Origin of the sequence: Curvibacter sp. CHRR-16, assembly GCF_018474005.1 — a bacterium.
GTDB lineage: Bacteria > Pseudomonadota > Gammaproteobacteria > Burkholderiales > Burkholderiaceae_C > Allorhodoferax.
Map to the genome: position 1 here is coordinate 103,780 of NZ_JAHCSH010000006.1, position 25,318 is coordinate 129,097.

The 25,318-nt window shown below is 56.2% G+C and carries 22 protein-coding genes and 3 tRNA genes; 8 read left to right on the forward strand and 17 right to left on the reverse strand.

Features of this window, described 5'->3' with window-relative positions:
- Positions 1-3 precede the first annotated feature (3 nt).
- The 11 genes from cyoA to KIK84_RS13915 all read right to left on the reverse strand — a co-directional run bounded on the left by cyoA (position 4) and on the right by KIK84_RS13915 (position 8,818).
- A complete protein-coding gene (gene cyoA / locus KIK84_RS13865) occupies positions 4-1,047 on the reverse strand; it encodes a ubiquinol oxidase subunit II (RefSeq protein ID WP_214123697.1) in 1,044 nt (347 codons plus the stop codon).
- Positions 1,048-1,206: 159 nt separating this feature from the next.
- Positions 1,207-1,283: transfer RNA gene (locus tag KIK84_RS13870), tRNA-Asp, on the reverse strand.
- A 47-nt stretch (positions 1,284-1,330) separates the two neighbouring features.
- Positions 1,331-1,406: transfer RNA gene (locus KIK84_RS13875), tRNA-Glu, on the reverse strand.
- Positions 1,407-1,434: 28 nt separating this feature from the next.
- A tRNA-Ala gene (locus KIK84_RS13880) sits at positions 1,435-1,510 on the reverse strand.
- A 55-nt stretch (positions 1,511-1,565) separates the two neighbouring features.
- Entirely contained in the window at positions 1,566-2,951 is a 1,386-nt protein-coding gene (gltX, locus tag KIK84_RS13885) for a glutamate--tRNA ligase (RefSeq protein ID WP_214123698.1), read from the reverse strand.
- 7 nt (positions 2,952-2,958) lie between these two features.
- On the reverse strand, positions 2,959-4,179 hold the full coding sequence (locus tag KIK84_RS13890; RefSeq protein WP_214123699.1) for an O-succinylhomoserine sulfhydrylase: 1,221 nt from the start codon (positions 4,177-4,179) through the stop codon (positions 2,959-2,961).
- The gene (purF, locus tag KIK84_RS13895) at positions 4,176-5,687 is read right to left on the reverse strand and encodes an amidophosphoribosyltransferase (RefSeq protein WP_214123700.1); all 1,512 of its coding nucleotides are present in this window, start codon (positions 5,685-5,687) and stop codon (positions 4,176-4,178) included. The genes KIK84_RS13890 and purF overlap by 4 nt, the downstream gene beginning before the upstream one ends.
- A 53-nt stretch (positions 5,688-5,740) precedes the next feature.
- A complete protein-coding gene (locus KIK84_RS13900) occupies positions 5,741-6,223 on the reverse strand; it encodes a CvpA family protein (protein WP_214123701.1) in 483 nt (160 codons plus the stop codon).
- A 10-nt stretch (positions 6,224-6,233) separates the two neighbouring features.
- Complete coding sequence (locus KIK84_RS13905) at positions 6,234-7,028, reverse strand: SPOR domain-containing protein (protein ID WP_214123702.1); 795 nt, start codon at positions 7,026-7,028, stop codon at positions 6,234-6,236.
- Between the two features lie 10 nt (positions 7,029-7,038).
- A complete protein-coding gene (gene folC / locus KIK84_RS13910; protein WP_502757562.1) occupies positions 7,039-8,376 on the reverse strand; it encodes a bifunctional tetrahydrofolate synthase/dihydrofolate synthase in 1,338 nt (445 codons plus the stop codon).
- A gap of 70 nt (positions 8,377-8,446) precedes the next feature.
- Positions 8,447-8,818: a hypothetical protein gene (locus tag KIK84_RS13915; protein ID WP_214123703.1), complete on the reverse strand. Its 372-nt coding sequence runs from the start codon at positions 8,816-8,818 to the stop codon at positions 8,447-8,449.
- Positions 8,819-8,991: 173 nt separating this feature from the next.
- Here KIK84_RS13915 and KIK84_RS13920 point away from each other — a divergent pair, with 173 nt between their 5' ends.
- The 3 genes from KIK84_RS13920 to argG all read left to right on the forward strand — a co-directional run bounded on the left by KIK84_RS13920 (position 8,992) and on the right by argG (position 11,139).
- The gene (locus KIK84_RS13920) at positions 8,992-9,345 is read left to right on the forward strand and encodes an arsenate reductase (RefSeq protein WP_214123704.1); all 354 of its coding nucleotides are present in this window, start codon (positions 8,992-8,994) and stop codon (positions 9,343-9,345) included.
- Positions 9,346-9,397: 52 nt separating this feature from the next.
- Positions 9,398-9,724 (forward strand): pyrimidine/purine nucleoside phosphorylase, encoded by a 327-nt coding sequence (gene ppnP, locus KIK84_RS13925; RefSeq protein WP_214123705.1) that lies wholly within the window; start codon positions 9,398-9,400, stop codon positions 9,722-9,724.
- A gap of 80 nt (positions 9,725-9,804) precedes the next feature.
- Positions 9,805-11,139 carry an argininosuccinate synthase gene (gene argG, locus KIK84_RS13930; protein ID WP_214123706.1) on the forward strand — a complete coding sequence of 445 codons (1,335 nt, stop codon included), beginning with the start codon at positions 9,805-9,807 and terminating at the stop codon, positions 11,137-11,139.
- Positions 11,140-11,219: 80 nt separating this feature from the next.
- On the opposite strand, the gene KIK84_RS13935 is transcribed toward argG, so the two are convergent.
- The 3 genes from KIK84_RS13935 to KIK84_RS13945 form a co-directional block, all read right to left on the reverse strand.
- A complete protein-coding gene (locus KIK84_RS13935; protein WP_214123707.1) occupies positions 11,220-12,116 on the reverse strand; it encodes an esterase/lipase family protein in 897 nt (298 codons plus the stop codon).
- Positions 12,116-17,362 carry a DEAD/DEAH box helicase gene (locus tag KIK84_RS13940; protein WP_250207988.1) on the reverse strand — a complete coding sequence of 1,749 codons (5,247 nt, stop codon included), beginning with the start codon at positions 17,360-17,362 and terminating at the stop codon, positions 12,116-12,118. The genes KIK84_RS13935 and KIK84_RS13940 overlap by 1 nt, the downstream gene beginning before the upstream one ends.
- 66 nt (positions 17,363-17,428) lie before the next feature.
- Positions 17,429-18,355: a nuclease-related domain-containing protein gene (locus tag KIK84_RS13945; protein WP_214123708.1), complete on the reverse strand. Its 927-nt coding sequence runs from the start codon at positions 18,353-18,355 to the stop codon at positions 17,429-17,431.
- A gap of 194 nt (positions 18,356-18,549) precedes the next feature.
- Here KIK84_RS13945 and KIK84_RS13950 point away from each other — a divergent pair, with 194 nt between their 5' ends.
- Both KIK84_RS13950 and KIK84_RS13955 read left to right on the forward strand, forming a co-directional pair.
- The gene (locus KIK84_RS13950) at positions 18,550-19,068 is read left to right on the forward strand and encodes a putative pterin-binding protein (RefSeq protein ID WP_214123709.1); all 519 of its coding nucleotides are present in this window, start codon (positions 18,550-18,552) and stop codon (positions 19,066-19,068) included.
- A 16-nt stretch (positions 19,069-19,084) separates the two neighbouring features.
- On the forward strand, positions 19,085-20,941 hold the full coding sequence (locus tag KIK84_RS13955; protein ID WP_250208005.1) for an ATP-binding protein: 1,857 nt from the start codon (positions 19,085-19,087) through the stop codon (positions 20,939-20,941).
- Here the strand turns inward: KIK84_RS13955 and murB are convergent.
- Complete coding sequence (gene murB, locus KIK84_RS13960) at positions 20,910-21,956, reverse strand: UDP-N-acetylmuramate dehydrogenase (protein WP_214123711.1); 1,047 nt, start codon at positions 21,954-21,956, stop codon at positions 20,910-20,912. The genes KIK84_RS13955 and murB overlap by 32 nt on opposite strands.
- 82 nt (positions 21,957-22,038) lie before the next feature.
- On the opposite strand from murB, the gene KIK84_RS13965 reads away from it, so the two are divergent.
- Positions 22,039-22,524 carry a YajQ family cyclic di-GMP-binding protein gene (locus KIK84_RS13965; protein ID WP_214123712.1) on the forward strand — a complete coding sequence of 162 codons (486 nt, stop codon included), beginning with the start codon at positions 22,039-22,041 and terminating at the stop codon, positions 22,522-22,524.
- An 18-nt stretch (positions 22,525-22,542) separates the two neighbouring features.
- A complete protein-coding gene (locus KIK84_RS13970; RefSeq protein ID WP_214123713.1) occupies positions 22,543-23,493 on the forward strand; it encodes an HD-GYP domain-containing protein in 951 nt (316 codons plus the stop codon).
- Between the two features lie 41 nt (positions 23,494-23,534).
- On the opposite strand, the gene plsY is transcribed toward KIK84_RS13970, so the two are convergent.
- Both plsY and KIK84_RS13980 read right to left on the reverse strand, forming a co-directional pair.
- A complete protein-coding gene (gene plsY, locus KIK84_RS13975) occupies positions 23,535-24,155 on the reverse strand; it encodes a glycerol-3-phosphate 1-O-acyltransferase PlsY (RefSeq protein WP_214123885.1) in 621 nt (206 codons plus the stop codon).
- Positions 24,156-24,170: 15 nt separating this feature from the next.
- Entirely contained in the window at positions 24,171-24,665 is a 495-nt protein-coding gene (locus KIK84_RS13980; protein ID WP_214123714.1) for an aminoacyl-tRNA deacylase, read from the reverse strand.
- Positions 24,666-24,799: 134 nt separating this feature from the next.
- Between KIK84_RS13980 and KIK84_RS13985 the strand changes: the two genes are divergently transcribed.
- Positions 24,800-25,258 carry a hypothetical protein gene (locus KIK84_RS13985; RefSeq protein WP_214123715.1) on the forward strand — a complete coding sequence of 153 codons (459 nt, stop codon included), beginning with the start codon at positions 24,800-24,802 and terminating at the stop codon, positions 25,256-25,258.
- Positions 25,259-25,318: the final 60 nt, after the last annotated feature.

The following is a 25,318-nucleotide window of genomic DNA, read 5'->3' on the forward strand; positions in this document are numbered from 1 at the left end:
GGCTTACTGCACAACACTGAAACGATCAGCATCAGCGGTCGTACATGCCTGCGCGGTGACATAGCGGCGCGTCAATGTGGTGTTGGTGCCAGAGCCCTGTACAGGCTTAGTGACCACATCAAACGCCGTCAAGCCCATGCCGCCTTTGGCATCAATCGAAGCCATCTCGTGCATGCACAACTTGTCAGATTCGACACAGCGGTTCAGTACTACATCAAATAGCTGGGGCTCTACCGTAGCAAAACGCTGCACCGGCACACGCTCACTGGGTTTCTCCAATGCCAAGTAGGTCGTGCGATTGAGCTCACCACCTGCTTTTTTGGCTGAATCCACCCATTGCGCAAAACCTTCTTCACTCACCGCACGGAAGGTGAAACGCATGTGTGAGAAACCTGCACCACTGTAGTTGGCAGAGAAGCCCTCAAAATCGCCAGCTTTGTTGATAACCGCATGCAGTTTGGTCTGCATGCCGGGCATAGCGTAAATTTGTCCAGCCAAGGCAGGCACATAAAACGAGTTCATGTTCGAGGACGACGTCAACTTGAAGTTAATGGGCCGATCTACGGGAGCGGCCATCTCATTGACTGTCGCAATACCTTGTTCAGGGTAAATAAAAAGCCATTTCCAATCCAATGCCACAACCTGTACTTCCAGAGGCTTCACATCGGCTGGCAAGGGCCGCTGCGCATCAATACGATCCAATGGTCGATAAGGATCCAGAGAGTGCGTGGTAATCCAAGTCAAAGCAGCCAATGCAATGATGATCAGAATCGGGGCTCCCCAGATCACCACTTCTAGCTTGGTGGAGTGATCCCAATCGGGGGTGTAAGTCGCCTCTTTATTGGCAGCACGATAGCGCCATGCGAACAGTAACGTCAACACGATGACCGGCACAATGATCAGCAGCATCAACAGCGTAGAAACCGTGATGAGATGCGCTTGTTGCTGCGCAATGTCACCCGACGGATTCATCACCACAGTATTGCAACCGGTCAATAAAGCTGCAGATAAGAGCAGCAAGCTACTGGAGCGCTTGATAAATGTCATAGCAATAGTTTAAAGAATGCGCTTGTAAACCACGAACCGTATCACCAAATGTTCTTGTGAACAATTGGACGTTTTGTCTCAGTTGTAAGGCTGAGTTGCAGCCTCCACGGCTTGAGAGCACAAAAAACAAAAGGCCTGATTGCTCAGGCCTTCGTATAGTGGCGGAGTGGACGGGACTCGAACCCGCGACCCCCGGCGTGACAGGCCGGTATTCTAACCAACTGAACTACCACTCCTGGTAGATAGCTTTTGCCTGCATCACACAGGCCAAGCGCTACAAACTTGGCGACCCTACGGGGATTCGAACCCCGGTACTCACCGTGAAAGGGTGATGTCCTAGGCCTCTAGACGATAGGGTCAAAACCTTTGGACTAAATCCATCTCGATTGGTGGAGGTAAGCGGGATCGAACCGCTGACCTCTTGCATGCCATGCAAGCGCTCTCCCAGCTGAGCTATACCCCCATTGCTTTGCAAGTATGTCTGCATCGCGTCGAGACAGAAATTATATACCGCGTTTTCAAACCTTGGCTAGCTTGTCGAGAACTTTTTTTCTGTCACTTAACTCAAGCATCGCATCTACAGAAGGCGTTTGGGCAATGCCATAGACCAACACACGCACAGGCATGGCCAATTGCGGCATCTTCAGTTGGTGGGCTGCCAACACTTCTTTGAGTGCAGCTGCAATCGCCGCCTTATTCCACTCAATTGCTTGGAATTTTTCAGCCAAGGCTTGCACAGCCGGAGCAATCGCAGGCGTGATGTGTTGCTGCCACTCCGCTTCGCTGGCGGGCACATCCCCGTAGAAACGTTCCAACCAATCAGCCAAGGCGACCAAGGTTTCGCAACGGTCTTTGAGCAAATCACACAAAGCGGACAAACGGTCATCGAGCTGCAAGCCACGCTGCTGCAAATACGGCGTTACTTTCTGCGCCAGCACCTCTCCAGCCAAGGCCTTGAGGTGCTGGGCATTGACCCAACGCAGTTTGGCTTCGTCAAACTGGGCGGCACTGCGGCCCAAATGATCCAGATCGAACCACTCCAAAAACTGCGCGCGACTGAATATCTCATCATCCCCATGACTCCAGCCCAAGCGAGCCAAATAGTTCACCATGGCATCGGGCAAAAAGCCCGCATCGCGGTACCACGTTACCGGCTTAGCGCCATGGCGTTTGCTCATCTTCTCGCCCAGCTCATTGAGCACGGTAGGCAAATGCGCATACACCGGTGGCTCCTTGCCCAAGGCACGGAAGATGTTGATCTGGCGCGGGGTATTGTTCACGTGGTCATCACCGCGAATCACGTGCGTGATGTCCATGTCGATATCGTCCACCACCACACAAAAATTGTAGGTCGGGGTTCCATCGGGACGGGCAATGACCAAATCGTCCAGTTCGTCGTTGGAAAATTCGACGCGGCCCTTGACCTTGTCATCCCAGACGACCGAGCCACCTTGCGGGTTTTTGAAACGCAGCACAGGCTGCACGCCCTCTGGCACAGCGGGCAGCACCTTGCCGGGTTCGGGACGCCATGTGCCGTCGTAGCGCGGCTTCTCTTTGTTGGCCATTTGGCGCTCGCGCAAGGCATCCAACTCTTGCACACTCATGTAGCACGGGTAGACCAAGCCTTGGGCTTGCATCTCGGCCAGCACTTGCTTGTAGCGCTCCATACGCTGCATTTGGTAGAAAGGACCTTCATCGTGGCTCAGGCCCAACCACTCCATGCCTTCCAAGATCACATCCACCGCCGCTTGGGTGGAGCGCTCCTGATCGGTATCTTCGATGCGCAGAATGAAATCACCCTGCTGCGAGCGGGCAAAAGCCCAAGGGTACAAGGCCGAGCGGATATTGCCCAGATGGATAAAGCCCGTGGGAGAAGGGGCAAAACGGGTACGAACGCGGCTCATATATTTCTCACTTTACCGAGGCCAGCGTGTTCAGGCCTCGCAACAAATCATTGTGGATATCGTCCAAATGCTCTAGGCCCACACTCATGCGAATGAGCCCCTGTGCAACCCCAGCCGCCTGGCGCTGCACTTCGGTCAGTCGGCCATGGGAGGTAGTCGCAGGGTGGGCCACCAAGGTTTTGGTGTCGCCCAAATTGGTGGACAGTGACAGCACCTGCATTTGGTTGAGCACATGGAAAGCGCGAGCGCGGCCCAGCTCAGGCGTGTCCGCCTTGACCACAAACGACAACACTGCTCCGCCCAAACCATTTTGCTGACGCAAGGCCAAAGCATGCTGGGGATGGCTGGACAAACCGGGGTAATAGACACGATCCACCGCAGGGTGCTGCTCCAACCACTGGGCCAACGCCAGGGCTTGAGCAGACTGAGCCCGCATACGAATATCCAAAGTCTCCAGCCCCTTGAGCACGGTCCAAGCATTGAAAGGCGCCAAGGTCATGCCGGCGCTCTTGAGCACAGGCAAAAACTTCTCGGTCATCAACTGCTGACTGGCACACAAAGCACCCGCCATCACGCGCCCTTGTCCGTCCAAAAACTTGGTACCCGAATGCATGATGATGTCCGCCCCCAGTTCCGCAGGACGCTGCAGTGCTGGGGTGGCAAAGCAGTTGTCCACGGCCAGCAAAGCCCCTGCCGCGTGCGCAATATCGGCCAAGGCAGCGATGTCACACACCTCGGTCAAGGGGTTGGTAGGTGTTTCTGCAAACAGCAACTTGGTATTGGGGCGCACCGCTGCACGCCATGCATCCACATCGGTTTGTGGAACAAAGCTGGACTGCACGCCAAACTTGGCCAAATCCGAGCCAATGAGCTTGATGGTGGAGCCAAACATCGACTGCGAGCACACCACATGGTCGCCCACTTGCAGCAAGCCCATGCACATCATCAAGATGGCCGACATGCCCGACGCGGTAGACATGGCCGCCTCAGTGCCCTCCATGGCGGCAAGGCGCTGCTCGAAACTGGCCACAGTAGGGTTGCCATAGCGGCCGTAAGTAAAGCCCTCTTCCTCACCAGAAAACCGGGCAGCTGCGGCTTCTGCCGATGGCTGCACATAGCCACTTGTCAAGTACAGTGCTTCAGAGTTCTCACCATACTGGCTGCGCTCTACCGCTTGACGCACGGCCAAAGTAGAGGAGTGCAAGGTGGTTTTTTCTGCTGCACTCATGCGCCATCCCCCCCTGCGTTGGGCAGCGCCAAACGCGATGTATCGGCATCGTCTTCCGAGCCACCCACACGCGCTGCATTGAGCGCAGCGATATCGTCCACGGTCACATCACCCGTGATGTACACCCCGTCAAAGCAGGATGCATCAAAGCCCTGCAATTTGGGATTGGCCGCAGCAATCGCCTGCTTCATGGGCTCCACATCTTGGTAGATCAAAGCATCGCAACCAATGATGGCGCGGATTTCTTCCACCGAGCGGTTGTAGGCCACCAGCTCGTTGCTGGTAGGCATGTCAATGCCGTAGACGTTGGGGTAGCGCACTGGCGGCGCAGCGCTGGCCAGGTACACCTTGCGTGCACCGGCGTCACGCGCCATTTGCACGATTTCTTTGGAGGTAGTGCCGCGCACGATGGAGTCATCCACCAGCAGCACGTTGCGGCCCTTGAATTCACTGGCAATGACGTTGAGTTTTTGGCGCACCGACTTTTTGCGCACCGACTGCCCCGGCATGATGAAGGTACGACCCACGTAGCGGTTTTTCACAAACCCTTCGCGGTACGGCTTGCCCAACATTTGCGCCAACTGCTGGGCACTGGGGCGTGACGACTCGGGAATGGGAATCACCGCATCGATATCGGTCGGGGGCACGGTAGAAATGACGCGCTTGGCCAAAGTGGCTCCCATGTTCAGGCGGGCTTGGTAAACGGACACACCATCCATCACCGAGTCGGGGCGTGCAAGGTACACATACTCAAATACACAAGGCATGAGTTTGGGGTTCTCTGCGCACTGCTGGCTATACACCTGTCCATCGAGCGAGATAAACACCGCCTCGCCAGGCGCAATGTCACGCTCCAGCAAATGTCCCGTACCTTCCAACACCACCGATTCACTGGCTAGCATCCGTGTACCGTCAGCACCCTTCCCCATGCACAGCGGGCGAATGCCAAACGGGTCGCGAAAAGCCAGCATGCCATGGCCCGCAATGTGGCAGATAACCGCGTAAGAGCCCTTGATGCGCTTGTGCACTTTGGCAACGGCAGCAAACAAGTCTTGGGGTTGCAAGGGCAAGCCCCGTGTACCCAATTCGATCTCGTGCGCTAGCACGTTGAGCAGCACTTCCGAATCGCTCTCGGTATTGATGTGGCGGTGATCGTGGTGGAACAGCTCCGCCTTGAGCGCTTTGGCATTGGTCAGGTTGCCGTTGTGCACCAACACCAAGCCAAAAGGGGCATTCACGTAAAAAGGCTGGGCCTCTTCCTCGCTAAAAGCATTGCCAGCCGTGGGGTAGCGCACTTGCCCCAAGCCACTATTGCCCAACAAGGAGCGCATATTGCGGGTGCGGAACACATCCTTGACCATGCCCTTGGCCTTGTGCATGAAGAATTTGCGATCCTGCTGCGTCACGATACCAGCGGCATCTTGCCCGCGGTGCTGCAACAGCAGCAACGCGTCATAGATGAGCTGGTTCACGGGCGACTGACTGACTACCCCAACGATTCCACACATAAAACACCTATTTCTACGCGAGAGACAATGCTCTCAGTTCAGATCCACAGCATTTAGACGTAAGGCCTAAACGCCTCAGGCATGAGGGGCTTGCACCAACCCAACACGGTTTGACTCCAATGCGGCCCTGTCGCTTGCGTCCAGAAAGCGGCTTCGCGCAGTGGCGTCATCCCCACCAGCACCGTGAGCACCAGCAGCATGAGCACCGCCCGCAGCACGCCAAACAAGGCGCCCAAGGCTCTGTCTGCTGGCCCCATGCCCACGGCAGAGACCAGCTTTTTGGCTATCCACGCCAGCAAACCACCGGCAAACACCACCACCACGAACACCAGCACAAAACCCAAGGCCACCCGCAAGGTCTCGCCTACTGCCATGATTGGCAACTGCGCTGCCGCCTGTGGCCCCAGCCACTGGGCCACCCAAAAAGCTGCTGCCCAGCTGAGCAAGGACAGGGTTTCGTACACCAAGCCGCGCCATGCACCCAGCAAGGCCGACCCTGCTAGCACCGCCACAAACAACCAGTCCACTGCTGTCATGGTTGCGGGCTCACAGCTCCAAAATGGCTGCAGGCAGGTTGAGTTTTTTGATCTTGTCAGCCACCTTTTGGGCTGCAGCCTTGTTGGGGAATGGGCCTATGCGCACTCGGGTGCGCTTGCCATCGCTACCCCCCACCACTTGGGCATAGGTTTTGTAGCCCGCTTTCTCCAGCTTGGCGCGCACTTCGCGCAACTTGGCCGCGTCGGTATAAGCGCCCACTTGCACCACATAGCGCCCCGCATCAGCAGCGGCTTTTTTGTCGGCTTTGTCGGCCTTTGCTGCAGGCTTGCTGTCATGCGCTGCATCGTGCTTTGCATCGGCCTTGCTGTCGGGTTTTTTCTCGGCTTTGTCCGACTTGGCCGGACTGATGATTTCTTCTTTGCCTGCCACCTCCTTGGATGCATCGGCCTTGGCAGGCGCAGACTGGGATGGAGAGCTAACGCCAGCGCTGGACGGTGCCAAAGGAGCGGAAGTAGGCGAACTGGTTTTAGCGGCGTCGCTCGCCGGTGCGGATGGTGCCGCTGCCGGTGCAACACTGGGCAGCACAGCAGCCGACGATGGTGCAGGTGCCGTGACCGCAGTTGCTTTGCCGTCTTTGTCTGGAATTTGGATTGGAATGTCCACCGCTATCGGGCGCGGCTGGCTGTCAAACAGCAACGGAAAGCCAATCACCCCTGCCAACACCAAAATGGCCGAGCCCATGAGGCGATGCTTGGCGCGCTTGCGCAACACATCGACGCTTTCCACAGCGTTGCTGGTCTGGAGGGTTTGATCACCCCCCTTGCGAAACTTGAAAAAAGCCATGGATGGGGACTCAGGATTGAACGTGGGGGGCTTCTAGCCTGGGCAGACCGTTTTCCAGTATGCCGCCCACGGTATAGAACGATCCAAAGACAACGATTCTATCAGCCGGGGTGGATGCAGCCAGCGCGGCCTGCAGGGCAGCACTTGGGCTACTGTGGGCGCTGGCTTGCGTATCGTGGCGCGCATTCATGGCTTGCCAACGCGCCTGCAGTTCTGCCCCCGACGCAGCACGCGGCGTAGGCAGATCACTGAAATACCACTTGTCCACCAGCGGCAGCAAGCGCTGCAACATGGGCTGCAGGTCTTTGTCGGCCATGGCACCGCACACCGCATGGGTGGTGGGAAAAAAACCCATGGCGTCCAAATTGGCCGCCAGCGCCGCCACCGAGTGCGGGTTGTGCGCCACATCGAGCACCAACGTGGGCTGGCCCGGCACGATTTGGAAACGCCCCGGCAACTGGGCGAATGCAAACCCGTTGCGAATGGCTTGTGCTGGCACCGGCAACACCTCGCGCATGGCGGTCAGCGCAGCCAACACGCCCGATGCGTTGACCAATTGGTTGGCCCCACGCAACGCTGGATAGCCCAACCCGGCGTAGCGACGCCCACGCCCCGCCCAAGCCCACTGCTGCTTGTCGCCACTGGCATTGAAATCGCGCCCGACCTGCCACAGGTCGGCACCGATTTCCAGCGCATGGTCGATGACGGTGTGTGGCGGTAGCGGATCGCTGACGATGACCGGACGCCCCGTGCGCATGATGCCGGCTTTCTCATAGCCAATGGCTTCGCGCGTGTCGCCCAACAATTCCATATGGTCTAGATCGATGCTGGTGATGATGGCGCAGTCGGTGTCGATGATGTTGACCGCATCCAACCGACCACCCAGCCCCACCTCCAAAATGACGGCATCGGGCTTTTCCCACGCGCTCACCAACAAACAAGCCAAGGTGGTGAACTCAAAATACGTCAGCTCAATTTCTGCCCCCACTTGGGCTCTGGCGCTTTCTACATGCGCCATAGCCGCTACTAATTTGGTAGCAGCAACCGGATCACCGGAGAGGCGCAGACGCTCTTCAAAGTGCACCAAATGCGGCGAGGAATACACCGCCGTGCGGTAACCCGCCTGCAGCAAGATGCTCTCAAGCATCGCGCAAGTCGAGCCCTTGCCATTGGTGCCCGCCACCGTGAAAACCGGGCACGGCAACTTGAGCTGCAAGCGCTGAGCCACCGTGCGTATGCGGTCCAGCCCCAATTCAATGCCGTGAATGCCCTTGGGATGCTGGCGCTCGCAATACGCCAGCCAGTCTTGCAAAGTGGATTGTTCGGTCGGTGTGGGATGCATTGTCATAGGGTGCGATTGTCACCCGAGCCCAAAAAAACAGCCCGCAGTGCGGGCTGTTTTTTCATGCGAACCCCACTCAGGCTTGCTGCTTGCGGCGGCGCACTGCAACGCCCACGACCACCAAACCCGCCGCCATCATGGCCAGTGTGTCCACTTCTGGAACAGCACTGACAACCGCCCCAGCGGATGCGGCTTGGGGGACGAATGCCCCACCAAAATTGCCTTGGAAGCCCTGAAAACCACCAAAGCCACCACCCACTCCACCTGCAAACGTATTGCCCAAACCATTTCCACCACGATTCCCAGAACTGGAGAACGATCCGTTGGAACCACTGAAACTGAAGCTGAAACTGCTTCCAGAACCCGAGGAGCTGTTGCTGTTGGAGTGGCTATTGCTGCCCGTGGGGTGGGTATCCGCAGCATGGGCGGCCCAAGAGGTAAACGCCATGCTGGCTACTAAAAAGAGAGATAAGAAACGCAAAGGCATAGTGTGTAAGAAAAACAAAAGTGTTTTTGTATGGCTCCCTATTGTCTCTTTAATTATATTTGCAATATTTAATTCATTGGCAAAAAAAATACTGCCACATCTTATGCAGGGGTGTCACTGGCACAATCAAACCCATGATTACCGTCTATGGCATCCCCAACTGCGACTCGGTGAAAAAAGCCCGCACTTGGCTCACAGAGCAAGGGCTGGACTACACCTTCCACGACTACAAAAAGCAAGGCGTTCCTGCCGACTTGCTCACCCAGTGGGTGAGCGAACACGGTTGGACAGTGCTACTCAACCGCAAGGGCCCCACATGGCGCAAGCTGCCGCCCGAAATGCAAGCCACCGTGGTGGACAACGCCAGCGCCGTGGCCGTGATGTGCGCGCACAGCAGCACCATCAAGCGCCCGGTCATCGTTTGGGGCAGCGGCGCAGTGAGCGTAGGCTACGACCCCGACGTGCTGCAGCGCTGCGCCCATGGCTAATGGCCCAGCCGACTAAAATGCCCGGTTTTATTCGCACACTGTTTTTCAGCCCATGACTACTACCGCTATCGACGGCGTTTCCGTCACCACCAAGGCCAATGTGTATTTCGACGGCAAATGCGTGAGCCACGGCATCACGTTTGCAGACGGCACCAAAAAGTCGGTCGGCGTCATCTTGCCCGCCACCCTGACCTTCAACACCGGCGCGCCCGAAATCATGGAATGCGTGGCTGGCAGCTGCGACTACCAACTCGACGGCAGCGACGTCTGGGTGACCAGCGGCGTGGGCGACAAGTTCAGCGTGCCCGGCAATGCCAAGTTCCAAATCCGTGTGACCGAAGGTTTCGACGCCTACCACTACATCTGCCACTTCGGTTAATCCGCCAGCTAAGCAGCCAGCTTTTGCTACAACTTTTATAGCTACTCCAGCTTGCCACACAAGCTCTAGAGGCCAAAAACATGTCCAACACCATCCTGCAAAACATCCCCACCGGCCAGAAAGTCGGCATCGCTTTCTCCGGCGGCCTAGACACCAGCGCCGCCCTCTTGTGGATGAAGAAAAAGGGCGCCCTGCCCTACGCCTACACGGCCAACCTGGGCCAGCCCGACGAGAGCGACTACGACGCCATCCCCCGCAAGGCCATGGAATACGGTGCCGAGAAAGCCCGCTTGGTGGACTGCCGCCCCCAGCTCGCTGCTGAAGGCTTGGCCGCGCTGCAAGCCGGTGCGTTCCACATCACCACCGCTGGCTCCACCTACTTCAACACCACCCCGCTGGGCCGCGCCGTGACCGGCACCATGCTGGTGGCCGCCATGAAGGAAGACGACGTCAACATCTGGGGCGACGGCTCCACCTTCAAGGGCAACGACATCGAGCGCTTCTACCGCTATGGCCTGCTGACCAACCCCGCGCTGAAGATTTACAAGCCTTGGCTGGACCAAGCCTTCATCGACGAGCTGGGTGGCCGCGCTGAAATGAGCGCCTTCCTCAATACCCACGGCTTTGGCTACAAGATGAGCGCCGAAAAGGCCTACAGCACCGACAGCAACATGCTGGGTGCCACCCACGAAGCCAAGGACTTGGAGCACCTGAACAGCGGCATCCGCATCGTCAACCCCATCATGGGCGTGCCGTTCTGGCGCGACGACTGCGTGGTCAAGGCTGAAGAAGTGAGCGTCACCTTCGACGAAGGCCGCCCTGTGGCCATCAACGGCGTGGAATACGCCAACCTGGTGGACCTGTTCATGGAAGCCAACCGCGTGGGTGGCCGCCACGGCCTGGGCATGAGCGACCAGATCGAGAACCGCATCATCGAAGCCAAGAGCCGCGGCATCTACGAAGCGCCCGGATTGGCGCTGCTGTACATCGCTTACGAGCGTTTGGTGACCGGCATCCACAACGAAGACACCATCGAGCAGTACCGCGACAACGGACGCAAACTGGGCCGCCTGCTGTACCAAGGCCGCTGGTTCGACAGCCAGGCCATCATGCTGCGCGAAACCGCCCAGCGCTGGGTGGCCCGCGCCATCACCGGCACCGTCTCACTGGAGCTGCGCCGCGGCAACGACTACAGCCTGCTCAACACCGATTCCCCCAACCTGACCTACGCGCCCGAGCGTTTGTCTATGGAAAAGGTGGAAGACGCGCCATTCGACCCCGTGGACCGCATCGGCCAACTGACCATGCGCAACCTGGACATCAGCGACACCCGCGCCAAGCTGGGCATCTACGCCAACAGCGGCCTGCTGTCCCTGGGCTCTGTGGGTGAAGACTTCTTGAAGCTGGGCAAGTAAACACGAACCGGCTTGGGCGACACCCAAGAGAAAGCCCGCCGCAGCGAAAGCTGGGCGGGCTTTTTTTTAGCAGAACCCCTTCAACATTTACTCAGTACCAATTGATTCAACGTTTGGTTTTGGCAAAGGTGTGTGTGGTTAATCTTTGGAAATTCAGTGTAATTCTTGTGATGCTGTTCGGTTCCGTTTTTCCCCGAAACACTCAAGCCAGCGAGATTACTACTCGCCTCCCCCACCAATCCGTCATTTTCGGCGCCTTTGAAGTAACGCTGAATCATCCAGTTAACCGTTTGATTCACCAGCCAATTCGTTCCTATCCGCAGCTCAGGCAAACCACCTGAAAAGCTGTGAAACTCAACTTGCCCACTTGGCCGTGTTGAATTCAGAACATCCAAAAAAGGAGTTCCTGAAGTAGTGTCTTGTTTGGTTAATTGGAGTGCAGATTTTGCTGCGTATCCATAGCCACCATGAACTACTCCAGATATCCGCTCTCCTGCAGCAACCATTAACCCTAATAGCGCTTTTTTAACAAGCGTCCCATCGTGGGGGGAGCCAATGGTGAGCGCCTTGCGTACGAAGTTGTGACCGGAACACATAGCGACAAGCGCGCGTGTAACTAGTCCCCCCATGCTGTGCCCAATAACGACAATTTTATTTTTTTCAAGCGCACCCTGTGTATTGGTATTAAAAATGGCCAATAACCCTTGTAGCGCTTGTGCAGCTGAATCAATACCGTCGTAGCAAGGATAGTTGTATGCGATTGACGTGTAGCCTGCCAGAGCAAACTCCTCCATGATCGGCACCATATAGTCAGCGTTTGCCGTGAAGCCATGGATGAATAAAGCGACCTTACCGTCGACAAAATCCTGCCCGGTGGCTGGACGAAAATACTCTTTAGAACTCAAACTAACGTAAGTTAGGAGCCTGGCGCCAACTTTAGCCGCATGCCGCTGGTTAGTTATCACCGAAATGTTCATCACTGCACCTCCAACCCCATCAGCTGCACCACTGAAACTAAGCCTTGCAGGACCGTGTCCTCACTCGATGGTTCATCATCTGGATCCAGAAGACTCCACATCCCGAAAGGCCGAAGCTCCATAACACCAAGCTCATTCCGCACGAAAGTACCTACCGTGCGCATTGCGCCACTCGGGAATTTTGCAATCGCTGCGAAACTGAAATCATCAGGCACCCAACCAGGAAGTGACAACTCAGGCAAAGACACGGGAAGCGCGTCCTCCTCTCCCAAATACGCAATCAGCTCATCAATGTGGTCAAACTTTCCAAATGAAAACTCCACTTCGAATGGTTCTATGCGCATCTGCTCCCGCATCCATGGTTGAAGCTGCTCTTTAAGTATTGCAAGCTCACCAACTGTGAGTGACTTGACGCGTGTTGTTGGAGACGACAAAACCCTATCCACGATGCCCAACGGGGGCAGCCCTTTGACAATCCGAACGGATTCCAAACTGACGCGGACAATGCGCTTCACGAGGTCAACGATGTAACGAGGGTCAGTAGACCACTCATTGGGATCATTCTTGATGCCACTAGGCTTGTCCACGGAAACGGCATAGCGCTCCATGATCCAATCTATAGCCGACTTACCATTGACCACGTAGTCATAGGCTTCGAGTGGAATGTCGCGCAGGGTCAGATGCGGGTTGTATACGATCACGGACTTATCTGGCTTTCCGTCCTTTTTACCGAAGGTCATCTTGTCCACCTGAAAGTCGCCCGCCTCCATCACGAGGCGCTTGCTTTCCTCGGTCAGCGGATAGGGCTCGACGTTTTCGTAGTTCAGGTGCCATTCGCCCAACCTCTGCCCTGCCGTGCTGAACGCGCGGAAGTCCATCACAAAGGGAATCCGGGGCACCATCTTTTTGAGGTCGGTGCCGAATCTCGCCTTGTACTCGGGCGAGTGCAAGATGCCGTAGACGTACCAGAAGATGTCTTCCTTGGTGATGGCCTGGTCGGCATACTGTTTGCGGAATACTTCGAGCGCCCAATCCGTTATTGCGTCTCGGCGAACGTAGCCCTCGGCATCAGCCCTGCCATTCGCTCCGAACATTTCGCCCTGATCTTGAGAATTTTCAGCAACAGCCTCATACCAGTACATCGGGAAGCACTGGCCAGTGTCATGCATATGATAGTTCGGCACCGAGTCCGCGATAAGCGCCGAAAAGCCCTTTGCGGCGCCAATGCCGGATACGGCGATAACCACGTTCTCGTGGCGCGGCGTCGGGAACAGTTTGGGCTGTTGGTACACACGCTCATTGAAACGGCGATTGAAGTACAGCCACTGCTTCGTGAAGGGGCGGTACATGCTCTGCGTCAGGCATGCAGACTCAAACTCGTAGACTTTGCCGCGCCGCACGTCCTCTTTTAGGTTGTGCGTCCAGCTAACCCGCTTCGGGTCGGAGTCAATGACGGACTCAACCTCAGGCCAATCGTCTTTCGCCTTGCCTTCACAGAGCTTGGCGTACCTTGCTCGGTCTTCATTGAAGGCGTCGATCATGCGGCGCATGTTCGACTCCAACGTCTTCTTGCTCAGGTTGTAGGCCCAGGCATCGCGCGCACTCAGCAAACCTTGGGAGTACACATCGAAGACAACCTTGCCACCGCAATCGTCCTTGTCGCCGAGCGGAATGAACGCTTCGAAAGCAGGGTCTCGTTGATTGACCCAATCTCCTTCGGCGTTCGGGGAAAGCGTGCGCCACTCCATGCCGTCGATGCTGCCAAAGCGCTCGATGATGTCCAGCTTCTCCTGCTGCGTGAGGTAGTCGCCGATGTCGTGGTAGCGCAATACGCAAGCCCCTGTGTGGGCTGGGTCTTTGACCATGATGGAGACGACGACGGGAGTGCGCGAGCCCTCTCCAAAGATGCCTCCCCCTTCCTTGCGACGGTCTTCGCCCTGGGTGCGGGCATTGCCGCGAAGATTGAAGATGTAGAGGTGGCTGTAATCATGCGTCAGGCACTTGCGCAGGCCATCCATGTTGTTCGCGTCCAAGAACGAACCGTTTGTAACGAACGCCACGATGCCCTTCTCGCCGATGCGGTTGGATGCCCAACGGATGGCGCGGATGTAGGAGTCGTAGTTGTTTTTGACCAGCTTGGCGTTGGACTGAGCGGCATAGGACAGTCGAATGCGCTCATCTAGCGTCGGATATGCGAGGTTCTTGTTGTTGTCGTTCTCGCTATCTTGCTGCGCCGAGTAAGGCGGGTTCCCGACGATCACGCGAATGGGCTGGGCAAGCTGGCGCTCCACCCGCGCGTTGTTCTCGGGCAAGATCACCTTGTCCACGAGGTCGTTCTCCTCCGTCATCTGGAAGGTGTCGGTGAGCACCATGCCATCGAAGGCTTGGTAGTCGCCCATGACGCCGTGGTAGGCCGTCTCGATGTTGATGGTAGCGATGTAGTAGGCCAGCAGCACGATTTCGTTGGCGTGCAATTCGTGTGCAAATTTGTGCGGCAAGGCTTCCTTGCCAATCAGGCCTGACTGGATCAAACGCACAGGGAAAGTGCCCGTGCCCGAGAAGGGGTCGAGGATTTGCACCCCCTCGCTGCCCAGCGATTCGCCAAAGTGTTTGCGCAGGGCCGCATCGGCGCTGCGCAGGATGAAGTCCACCACCTGTACCGGTGTGTAGACGATGCCTAGACGATCCGCCATGCGCGGGAACGCGTTGTTGAAGAACGTGTCGTAGAGGTTGCGGATGATGTCCTGCTTGGACTTGTCGCTCTTGGCGAGGGCTACGCGCTCGCGCACGTTGTCGTAGAACTTTTGCAGCCCTTCGGTCTCCGAGCCCACGGCAGCAGCATCCAGCTTGTCCACGATGCCTTGCAGTGCCCGACCGACCACATTGCGATTGGGGAAGTCCGAACCGACAAACAAGGCCTGAAAGACGGGCAACGTCAGGATGTGCTGCGCCAACATTTCCACGGCGTCCGCGCGGCTTACAGTAGGGTTGAGCGTGTCCTGCAAGCCTTTGAGGAAACGCGCAAAGTCCGCCGCGAGCACGGGTGAACTGTCGATCAAGGCATTGATGCGAGCGATCAGCCGTTCGGCAACCTGACCGATGCCCTTAGCCCACTCGGCCCAGTATTCGCGGTCGCCCAGCTTCTTGGGGATGGCCGCGTACACCGCCTCATTGATGGCGTCGATGGGCAAGGCAGGGAATTCGAGCGGCAGGTCGGCCTGGTCGCCACCCTTGCGGTCGTCGCCACCCTTCTTACCCGGGTCGGTGATGACCTTGATCTTGCGGCGGAACTCGGCCTCATCCACCAGACTTTCATCGTGCGCGCGGAGGGCCTTGATGACCTTCCAAATGCCTTTGAATTGAGGGTCGCTGTCGATGTAATTGTTGTAGTCCTTGACGCGCTCAGAGGGGATGCAGACGGGCAGAATGATGTAGCCGAATTCCTTGTCATCTGCCTGGCGCATGACACGCCCCACCGACTGCACGATATCAACGATGGATTCACGGGTGTCGAAGAACACCACGGCATCTAGGGCGGGAACGTCGATACCTTCGGATAGACAGCGGGCGTTGGACAGAATGCGGCATTGCCCCTCGCCCGCGTCGGCTTTGAGCCAGTCCAACGCGCTCTGCCGTTTGAGGGCGTTCATCGTGCCGTCCACGTGGTCAAGCTGGCAGGCCACCATCCCCGAAAGCGCCTCATCTTCTCCCTGATGTGCGGCGCGGTAGGTTTCGACCAGTTTCCCGAAGGTCTCCTGCATTTGCTTGGAGTCCTTGATGGACTTGGAGAAGGCTACGGCGCGGCGCATGGGCACCACATCCTCTGCCAAGGCGTCCTCTTGACCATCTTCACCCACAAGCACGAGGCCCCGCTTCGACAGCCCCTTCCAGCTACCAATGATCTTGGTGGCGAAGTTGATGTCGATAGCCTTCTTGTCGTCGAGCTTGAAGGCGTTGTTGAAGTTGTTGGCGAGCTTGGCCATCTCAGCTTCTTTCACCGCCACGATCAGCACCTTGTATTCGGCGAGCAGGTCTCGATCCACGGCCTTGCCGAAGCCCAGGCGGTAGAACTCCCGCCCGTAGGTCTCCTCATCGTCCATGGAGAAGAGAACGGCATCGGCCTCGTTGGCCTTGGTCTTGGACTTGTCCGCAAAGATGCGCGGCGTGGCGGTCATGTAAAGTCGCTTCTTGGCCTTGACGATGGCGTTGTCGTGCACCTTGACGAACTCGGACGGGTCTTCGCTCGGCAGTGTTAGGCCAGTGGTGCGGTGTGCCTCGTCGCAGACGATCAGATCGAACTCGCCCAGTCCTGCCTTCTGAGCATCAGCCACCACTTGAATAGACTGGTAAGTCGAGAAGACGATGGTGCGGCGATCCTTCGCCAGCGCCGATGCGGCCTTGCTAAGCTTCTTGGCATCGGTGGTTGCGGGATAGGCGATGTCATGCGTACTGATGTCTTCCTCGTCGCGCCCCACCTTGGAGTCAGAGCAGACGACAAAGGCATGGAAGGGATCAGTGCTTTCTGCCGTCCACTCGCGCAGCGACTGCGCCACCAGCGAAATCGACGGCGCGAGAAACAGCACGCGACCATTGGCGGGTACTTCGTTTTCCATCAACCGCAGCGCGGTGAGGGTCTTGCCCGTGCCGCAGGCCATGATGAGCTTGCCCCGCTCCGCCTCTTTGAAGCCATCGGCGACACCAGCGATAGCCTCTTTCTGATGCTTGCGTGGTTCCTTCTTCTTCCTGAGCTTGATGTCCTTGATGTTGGACAGGCTGAACTGGCTCCAGTCGACGGGGCTCTCCGCCAAGTCCTTGAACCAGAGGCGCGATGCGGGGATGACCTGATCTGAGAGGGCATCGTTGGCATGCTTGCTCCACTTATCGGTGGTGGAAACAACGATGCGGTGGGCAAAACTGCGCTCACCATCCTTGGTCGCAAACTTCTTGCCCGAGGCCGTGAAGAACGAGTCGATGTCAGCCTTTTGCAGCGAGTAGCTGGGGTCATAGAACTTGCACTGGATCGCCCAGTAATCGCCTGTGCCACGCTCACGGGCAACAAGGTCGATGCCGACATCGGTATCCCAGCGATCAGGCCACTCCTCCCACAGCCAAACATCGGCAAGGCGGTCGGCGTACTGGGGGTCAACCAACAGGTAGCTGGCAATCAGCTTCTCGAACTGGGTGCCCTTGTCTTTGTGGCTGCGGGTGGCTTCTGCTAGCTCATCGAGTAGCTCTTGAAAGGTCATACTAATCTTCTCCGATTTGCACGAAATCAATATCTATCTTGAATAGTTAATTCTTCTGGCTTGCCATTAAGTTAATGCAAACAACCCCTGATGCTCTCGGCAATACTGCAACCCGCCAAAGCGCTTGGCGAACCTCCAGCAGTACTTACCCTCATCAAAGCTGATCTTTGCATGGCAGTGGGCGCAAATTAGCTTCTTAGCCAATGACGCATCAGCCTGAGCGGGTGCTACCGCCGCGGGGGCAGCATTAGGCGCAAGGGCTGCTGGTTTGGGTTGCATAAAGTCCGGCAGCGCCAGCAAGTCCACTGGGCGGTGTTGGCGCTTGAGCTTTTCGCCCCACTCCTTAATGGTTTCAGGGCTACGCATATTCAGCAGTGCTTTAAGCACACCGCCTGTACTCGTGGCATTCACCAACTTTTCATGCCATGTCGGGAACTGGTCTGCTTTGATAAGAAAGCTGGTATCAAACGCCTTGGGGTCTGGTCGCTCAATAATGGCCTTAGGGTGAAGCATGACCACGTTGTGAAACTCCGGCAACTTGTCAGTGCGGGTGCTTATCTCCAGACGATCCAGCAGCTTGCCCAATATGCGGGCATGACGACGACTTTGCTCGTAGGGGGATGCAATACCGTAGCGGTCTTTGCCATAGCTGACGGTGAATTCCCCATGGGCGTTTACCTGCAAATCTCCACCATAGCTCTTGGTTTCAATAAGCACCATGTACCCTGTGCGATTGATAACCAAATGGTCTATCTGGGCCACTTCGCCGTCCACCACCAGCCGCAGGTCATGCAGCAGCACATTGTTTTGGCTGTCTTTGTAGTGGCCATCCAAGTAAAAGGCGGCAGCACGCTCGCCGTCAATTCCGGTTTTGCAGCGTCGCAACTCGTCACGCAGCCATTCCTTCTGCCGCTCATCCAGTAGCTTTGACTTTTGCAGATCTTCCAAAAGCGCTAAGCGCTTGTTTTTATCGTCGGCTGACTTAATCAGCATAGATTGCACTCCCACTTAGGGTGCTGACTATAGCGTCTGGCTTTGTTACATTTGATCAACAACATTCAACACCCAGCATTAACAGCACTACTTCTTGACACAAAAAGAGAGTGCAAGCACGCTGGTTTGGGACAACAAGGCTCTCTATAGTGGCAGTCGTATTCATACCATGCGGCTCTACCTAGGAGGTTTTTATGCATGCCTTATTGCGTCGTTCTGTTTTGTTGGGTGTCATTGGCACGGGACTGACCATGGTGGCGGCCCACAGTGCGTGGGCACTGGAGCCCGCCAAAGGCAAAGTGATCCTGACAATCAGCGGCAAAATTGGTGAGACCAACGCCCCTACCGGGGCTTTGTTTGACTTGTCCATGCTGGAAAAGCTGCCCCAGCAAACCTTCTCCACCAACACGCCATGGGATAAGGCACCTGTCAAATTCAAGGGGCCTCTACTGCGCGATGTGCTGGCAGCAGTGAAGGCCAATGGCACCACACTCAAAGCCATGGCGCTCAATGACTACCAAACCACCATCCCCGTAGAAGATGCAACGCGTTTCAATGTCATCGTGGCACACCAAATGAATGACAAGGCAATTCCCATCAGCACCAAGGGACCACTGTTCATCATTTACCCTTACGATTCGCTAGAGGAATTGCGGGCTGCCAAATACTACGAACGTTCTGCTTGGCAGCTCAAATCATTGACTGTGGAATAAACACCAACCTGTGAGCATGTGGCGCACCACCAATCGGCATAAACAATATTTGATTGTTCTCACGCTGGGCAGTGGTCTGCTGGCTTTGGTGATGGCTGTTCTGTTGGTGCTGCAGTTGATGCAGAACCGCGTTCTCGAGAACGTTAATCGACAGCAGATGGATTCGGTAACTTTTCTTACCTTCCAGTTTGAGCGCGAATTTTTGCGCATGCGCCACCAAGTCATCTTGGCCAGCATACAAAAGCCGATCGACACTTACCAACTGCAGTTGCGCTATGACATTTTGATAAGCCGCTTGGTGCTGCTGCGCGACAGCCCCACGCTAGCCATCTTGGCAGAAACCCAAGAATTCCAGCAAATTCTGCCCAAGCTGCTGCAGTTGCTCGATGGCATAGAACCCACCATACGGCAAGAGCGTCCAGTCCCCAGAGATTTGGCTCGCATCGTCACTTTGTTCGATGCGCTAGGGCCCGATGCGCAGCGTTTGAGTTACTTGGCAGCTGAACGCATCTCCACCTATTTGGAGCAAAAAAACAAAGAGCTAATGCACCAAAACCAAGAAATCATCTGGCTGACAATCACACAGTTGGTGATCTTGGTATTGGCCACTATCAGCTTGGCACTGCGGCAACGCGCACAAGAAAAAGACCGACAAGCACTAGAAGCCCTGACTGAAGAGCTGCGTCAAGCACGCTGGCGCGCTGAAACTGCCAACAAGGGTAAGAGCCAATTTTTGGCCAACATGAGCCACGAGCTGCGCACCCCATTCAACGGCATGCTAGGCATGCTCAGCCTGCTCGAAAACACCCAAGTGAGCGCAACGCAGGCGGACTACATCCAAACAGCCAAAGCATCGGCACAGCATTTACTCACCGTGCTCAACGATATTTTGGACATTTCGGCACTGGAGTCGGGCAAGATGCAGATTCGCCCCGAAGCCGTGCAACTGCCCAATTTACTGCGCGATGTAGAACGCCTCATGCGCCCCCACGCCAGCGGCAAAAACATCCAGTTTGTGGCTAGTTGGCCCGACGACTTGCCTACTTGGATACAGTGCGATCCAACACGGCTCAAGCAAATTTTGTTCAACCTATTGAGCAATGCAATCAAGTTCACCGAACAAGGCAGTGTCAAGCTGACAGTCACTTGTGAGCCTGCAAACCAGACCTTGCACCATTTCACTTTCACAGTGGAAGACACCGGCATAGGCATGAACCATGAAGCGGTGGAAAAACTATTCCAGCGCTTTTACCAAGCCGACGGCGGTATGGCGCGCAAGTTCGGCGGCACAGGCTTGGGCTTGGAGATTTCGCGCAGCTTAGCCCGCATGATGGGTGGCGACATCGCCGTGCACAGTGTGGAGGGCCAAGGCAGTACCTTCCGCTTAGACTTGGACTTGCACATGGTAGAGGCACCTGCCCAAGCCAAAGGCAATCCACTACAAGGCCAACTGACAGCACCGAACAAAGACCCAAAGTGTTCGCCCCTGCGGGTGCTGGTGGCAGAAGATCACCCCGTCAACCGCAAATTTGTGGGCATCTTGCTCGAAAAATTGGGCTGCGAAACCACTTTCTGCGAAAACGGGGAACTGGCCGTGCAAGCCGTGCAAGACAGTGACTTTGACATCATCCTCATGGATGTACACATGCCAGTAATGGACGGTCTTGCCGCTACACGTGCCATCCGTGCCATGGAAGCCCCCAAGAATGGCATTCCCATTGTGGTGCTAACCGCCGATGTAATGAACGAGGCACAAGACCAAGCGCTGGCCGCTGGTGTCAATGACTTTGTGGGCAAGCCAGTACAAATCAGCCAACTCAAAGCGGCCATGCAACGATGCCTCACCACACCATCGGCTCAGGCTCCAACATGATGCCAAAGCGCTCGTAAACGCTGGTTTGTATGGCCTTGGCCAAGGTCATCACTTCGCCCCCTGTGGCCCCATTCCCGTCGTACCCACTACCGCGGTTGACCAGCACCAAGGCCTGCTTCTCATAGACACCAGCATGGCCCATGGTTTTGCCTTTCCAGCCGCACGCATCAATGAGCCAGCCAGCGGCCAACTTCACGCTGCCGTTGTCTAGGCGGTAATGCACCACTTTCGGGTCACGGGCAATGATGTCTTGGCACTGCTCTTCGGTCACAGTGGGGTTTTTGAAGAAGCTGCCCGCATTGCCCACCACCTCGGGGTCGGGCAGCTTGCTGCGGCGCACATCGCAGACCCAGTCGTAAATCGTCCACGCATCGGGCGCATGGTTGCCGCTTTGTTCCATGTGGCGCTCTAAGTCGGCATAGCCCAGCACGGGTTTCCAAGGTTTGGGCAGGCTTAGGCGTACCCGCACAATCATGGCGCGGTCTTTCAGGCCCATGCGACCAGTGTGCTTGAACACCGAGTCCCGGTAGCCAAAGCCGCATTGCGCCGCATCGAGCGTGAAGAGTTCACCCGTTTGCAAATCCACCGCATCGAGCGAATGGAAACGGTCTTGCAACTCCACCCCATAAGCACCAATGTTTTGCACCGGGGCGGCACCCACGGTGCCGGGTATGAGGGCCATGTTCTCCAAACCGGGATAGCCCTGCTGCAGCGTCCAGCGCACCAAACCATGCCACGACTCGCCACCACCGGCCTCCACAATCAAGGCCTTGTCGGTCTCTTCGAGCAAGCGCAGCCCCATAACCTCTGACTTGAGTACCAAGGGTTCCACATCGCCAGTCAGCACAATATTGCTACCGCCGCCTAGCACCCGCTTGGGCCAGTCACGCCAATGGGGGTTTTGTAGCAGTTCTTGCACATCTTGGTGGCTAGCAACGCGCACCAAAGACTGGGCTTTGGCCACAATACGAAAGGTGTTCATGCCCTGCAAGGACACGTTTTTCTCGACTAACATCCGGCAATTGTCGCACCCACGCCCTGCCCGCTTGCGCTAGGCTGGGTGCAGTTGTATTTTTCACCTGCTACCTTCTTACGCTATGCCTTCATTCGATACTGTGTGCGAACCCGATATGGTCAAGGTCAAAAACGGAGTGGACAACACCGCCAAAGAGATTGGCACCCGCTTCGACTTCAAAGGCACCTCGGCCAGCATCGAAATCAAAGACAAAGACATCACCATCGTGGGCGATGCCGATTTCCAACTGGAGCAAATTCTGGATGTGCTGCGCAACAAGCTGACCAAGCAAAGTGTGGATGTGCGCTTTTTGGACATTGGTGACCTGCAAAAAATGGGCGGTGACAAAGTCAAAAAAGTGGTCAAGGTGCGCAGCGGCATCGAGTCTGAGCTGGCCAAAAAAATCCAACGCCTGGTCAAAGACAGCAAGATCAAGGTGCAAGCCGCGATCCAAGACGAAAAGGTGCGCGTCACCGGTGCCAAGCGTGATGACCTGCAAGCCACCATGGCCCTGTTGCGCAAAGAAATCAGCGACGTACCATTGGACTTCAACAACTTCCGCGACTAAGCCACTAGCACCCGCCCTATGAAGCTACGCGATGAGAATGCTTTTGAAGATCTGCTCAGCCAGTGGTCAGATCTGGAAGCAGGGCTGGGCGTGGTGCTCAACAAACCCCAAAGTGCCCAACAGTTTGCACACCGCATCGTGCAGTACGACCGCTGGATGCAAGGCCTCATGCTGCGCGATGCGGACACCGGCCTGTACCTGCTGTTTCAGCTAGCCACCAACTCACACCAAGGCTATAGCACCTCGCACGCTTTGGTGTGTGCAGTGCTGTGCCATTTGGTGGTCAACCAACTGCAGCTCACCCTCAAAGAACGCAACAGCCTAGTGCATGCAGCCCTGACCATGAATGTGGCCATGACCGCTGTGCAAGACCAACTGGCCGACCAAGACGGCAAACCCACTGCCGAGCAGCAAGACGTGATACGCCTGCACCCGGTCAAAGGGACGATGCTCTTGGCCAATATGGGGGTGACCGATGAAGACTGGTTGGAAATCGTGGCCGCGCACCACGACGACAAGCTGTTCAACCAACCACAGCAGGTGCTGACCAGCAGCCAGCGTTTGACGGTGGTTCTGAACATTGTGGATCGCTACGCGGCCATCATCAGCCCCCGTCGCAGCCGCGCGGGACGCAGTGCAATCGAATCCGCCCAGTCCATCTTGGGCACTCCAGGCACATGGGCGCACACCGTGGCTAAAACCCTGATTCGCACCATCGGCTTGTGCCCACCGGGCACCTACGTCAAGCTCGATTCGGACGAAACCGGCATTGTGGTCAAACGCAGTTTGCAGCCCAACCAGCCGCTAATAGCCATACTGACAAAACCCGATGGCTCGGTAGACACCTACCCACGCCTGCACAACACCTCAGAAACCTACCCCCGCATACGCACAGCCGTCTCGACATCGAGTATGCGCATGCAGTTCAACCACTTTTACATTCTGCAGCTAGGCGCGCAAGCCCTGTAAGGGACAGCGCCGCCTGCCACTGCACGCCAAGAACTTGGCATTCAACTTTTCTTTTTGCTGCCCAGCTTGGACTCCGTGCCTTGCACCAAGCGCTGGATATTGGCCGCATGGCGGGCCACCAAGAACAAAGCCATGACCACCACCGCCGCCATGGTGTAGCGATCCAGCACCCACAAAGTGCCATCACCCAAGCCATACCAAACCACGGCCAACACCGCTGCCGACAACGAAGCCAGCGAGGAGTAGCGGAACAAATACGCCACCACCAACCACGTGAGCAGCGTGCACAAACCCAACCAGGGGCTGAAAGCCATCAACACCCCTGCTGCGGTGGCCACGCCTTTGCCGCCTTCAAAACGGAAGAACACAGGGTACAGGTGACCCAGAAACGCAGCCAACCCGGCCAGCGCTTGGGCATCCACATCCAGCCCCGCCCAGCGGGCCACCAGCACGGGCAACCAGCCTTTCACGGCATCCAGCAGCAGCGTAATGACTGCGGCTTTTTTAGACCCTGAGCGCAGCACATTGGTCGCGCCCGGATTCTTGCTGCCATAAGTGCGCGGGTCATTGAGCCCCATCACGCGACTGACGATGACCGCAAACGACAAAGAACCCAGCACATAGCCGCCCAGTGCGGCACCCATTAACCAGCCCCATTGCATAAGCATTGCTCTTTCTTATTCGTCCAAAAGGGCGCACTGTACCGCTTTTGCACCCAACAACTGCACACACACCTGCGGATCGATGCTGACCAAAAACCCCCGGTTGCCGCCATTGATGAGGATTTGCGGCAGCGCCAAAATGCTCTCCTCCACATACACTGGCATCACCTTGCGCGTGCCAAAAGGCGAGGTGCCGCCCACTTGGTAACCGCTGTGTCGGTTGGCCACATCGGGGGTACAGGGCTGTACGGACTTGGCCCCTATCTGGCGCGCCAAATTTTTGGTCGACACCTTGCGGTTGCCATGCATCAACACCACCAAGGGCTTGGCGTCTTGGTCTTGCATGATGAGCGTCTTGACCACGTGAAACGGATCCCAGCCCAGCACCAGCGCACTGTGCTGCGCGCCACCATGCTCCACGTAGTCGTACACATGCTCACCAAACACCACACCGTGCGCACGCAGCATGGCGGTGGCACGGGTTTCGGAATTTTTTTCTTTTTTTGCCATTTGGAGTTTAGTTTATCGAATCGTTAGGAACGTCATACAAGTCAAACCATGTCGACATTTGTTGCGACTGACCACCTCCAAATGAATGCTCGACTGTCTTGCGTGAGAAACTTTATTTATTTGCTTAGGAATTTATGCGTTTCGTTCTTTACTTAGCTAGTTTGTCAGCCTTTGTATTTGCAGTCCGATCCCTGCTGGGTATGCTGACTTGGTATGTCCTGTACTTGTTCGGAATGACGCTTGCGGGGCCATTTACACCCATTACTTCAATTGCCTTGCACACCACAGGCTACTTGCCCTATGCGTTTCCGGTAATGCGTCTGTTTATTTGGTTCAAACTAAGAAAAATATCCACACCAAAAACATTTCAGGGGATTCCATTTAGAGTGGCCTGTATCGCTGCTGCCATAGTTGCTGCAGTAGTTGTAGGCTATGTTTTTGTTGCCACCGTCTTTGGTAGCGCTGGGCTTTCTGGCATCCCGCTAGCAATGATCCTGATGGTTTGCGGATTTTTTATAGTTATTTCCATGCCATTTGTCGAAATACGAGATTGGTTGGCATTTTTTCGAGAGACGCGTCAAGTTACTGATTAGAAAAACCTTCTAAAAGCACCAACAACCACTAAACATTAATCTGCTGCTTGAAATTTCCGC

Excerpts from the sequence above, each read along its gene's own strand:
- KIK84_RS13915 (WP_214123703.1), bottom strand. The coding sequence starts at position 8,818 with ATGGCGTTTACCTCTTGGGCCGCCCATGCTGCGGATACCCACCCCACG.
- KIK84_RS13985 (WP_214123715.1), top strand. The coding sequence starts at position 24,800 with ATGCGTTTCGTTCTTTACTTAGCTAGTTTGTCAGCCTTTGTATTTGCA.
- murB (WP_214123711.1), bottom strand. The coding sequence starts at position 21,956 with ATGTTAGTCGAGAAAAACGTGTCCTTGCAGGGCATGAACACCTTTCGT.
- KIK84_RS13980 (WP_214123714.1), bottom strand. The coding sequence starts at position 24,665 with ATGGCAAAAAAAGAAAAAAATTCCGAAACCCGTGCCACCGCCATGCTG.
- KIK84_RS13955 (WP_250208005.1), top strand. The coding sequence starts at position 19,085 with ATGTGGCGCACCACCAATCGGCATAAACAATATTTGATTGTTCTCACG.
- gltX (WP_214123698.1), bottom strand. The coding sequence starts at position 2,951 with ATGAGCCGCGTTCGTACCCGTTTTGCCCCTTCTCCCACGGGCTTTATC.
- KIK84_RS13945 (WP_214123708.1), bottom strand. The coding sequence starts at position 18,355 with ATGCTGATTAAGTCAGCCGACGATAAAAACAAGCGCTTAGCGCTTTTG.
- KIK84_RS13900 (WP_214123701.1), bottom strand. The coding sequence starts at position 6,223 with ATGACAGCAGTGGACTGGTTGTTTGTGGCGGTGCTAGCAGGGTCGGCC.
- KIK84_RS13935 (WP_214123707.1), bottom strand. The coding sequence starts at position 12,116 with ATGAACATTTCGGTGATAACTAACCAGCGGCATGCGGCTAAAGTTGGC.
- plsY (WP_214123885.1), bottom strand. The coding sequence starts at position 24,155 with ATGCAATGGGGCTGGTTAATGGGTGCCGCACTGGGCGGCTATGTGCTG.
- argG (WP_214123706.1), top strand. The coding sequence starts at position 9,805 with ATGTCCAACACCATCCTGCAAAACATCCCCACCGGCCAGAAAGTCGGC.
- cyoA (WP_214123697.1), bottom strand. The coding sequence starts at position 1,047 with ATGACATTTATCAAGCGCTCCAGTAGCTTGCTGCTCTTATCTGCAGCT.
- KIK84_RS13965 (WP_214123712.1), top strand. The coding sequence starts at position 22,039 with ATGCCTTCATTCGATACTGTGTGCGAACCCGATATGGTCAAGGTCAAA.
- KIK84_RS13890 (WP_214123699.1), bottom strand. The coding sequence starts at position 4,179 with ATGAGTGCAGCAGAAAAAACCACCTTGCACTCCTCTACTTTGGCCGTG.
- ppnP (WP_214123705.1), top strand. The coding sequence starts at position 9,398 with ATGACTACTACCGCTATCGACGGCGTTTCCGTCACCACCAAGGCCAAT.
- KIK84_RS13940 (WP_250207988.1), bottom strand. The coding sequence starts at position 17,362 with ATGACCTTTCAAGAGCTACTCGATGAGCTAGCAGAAGCCACCCGCAGC.
- KIK84_RS13970 (WP_214123713.1), top strand. The coding sequence starts at position 22,543 with ATGAAGCTACGCGATGAGAATGCTTTTGAAGATCTGCTCAGCCAGTGG.
- purF (WP_214123700.1), bottom strand. The coding sequence starts at position 5,687 with ATGTGTGGAATCGTTGGGGTAGTCAGTCAGTCGCCCGTGAACCAGCTC.
- folC (WP_502757562.1), bottom strand. The coding sequence starts at position 8,376 with ATGACAATGCATCCCACACCGACCGAACAATCCACTTTGCAAGACTGG.
- KIK84_RS13950 (WP_214123709.1), top strand. The coding sequence starts at position 18,550 with ATGCATGCCTTATTGCGTCGTTCTGTTTTGTTGGGTGTCATTGGCACG.
- KIK84_RS13905 (WP_214123702.1), bottom strand. The coding sequence starts at position 7,028 with ATGGCTTTTTTCAAGTTTCGCAAGGGGGGTGATCAAACCCTCCAGACC.
- KIK84_RS13920 (WP_214123704.1), top strand. The coding sequence starts at position 8,992 with ATGATTACCGTCTATGGCATCCCCAACTGCGACTCGGTGAAAAAAGCC.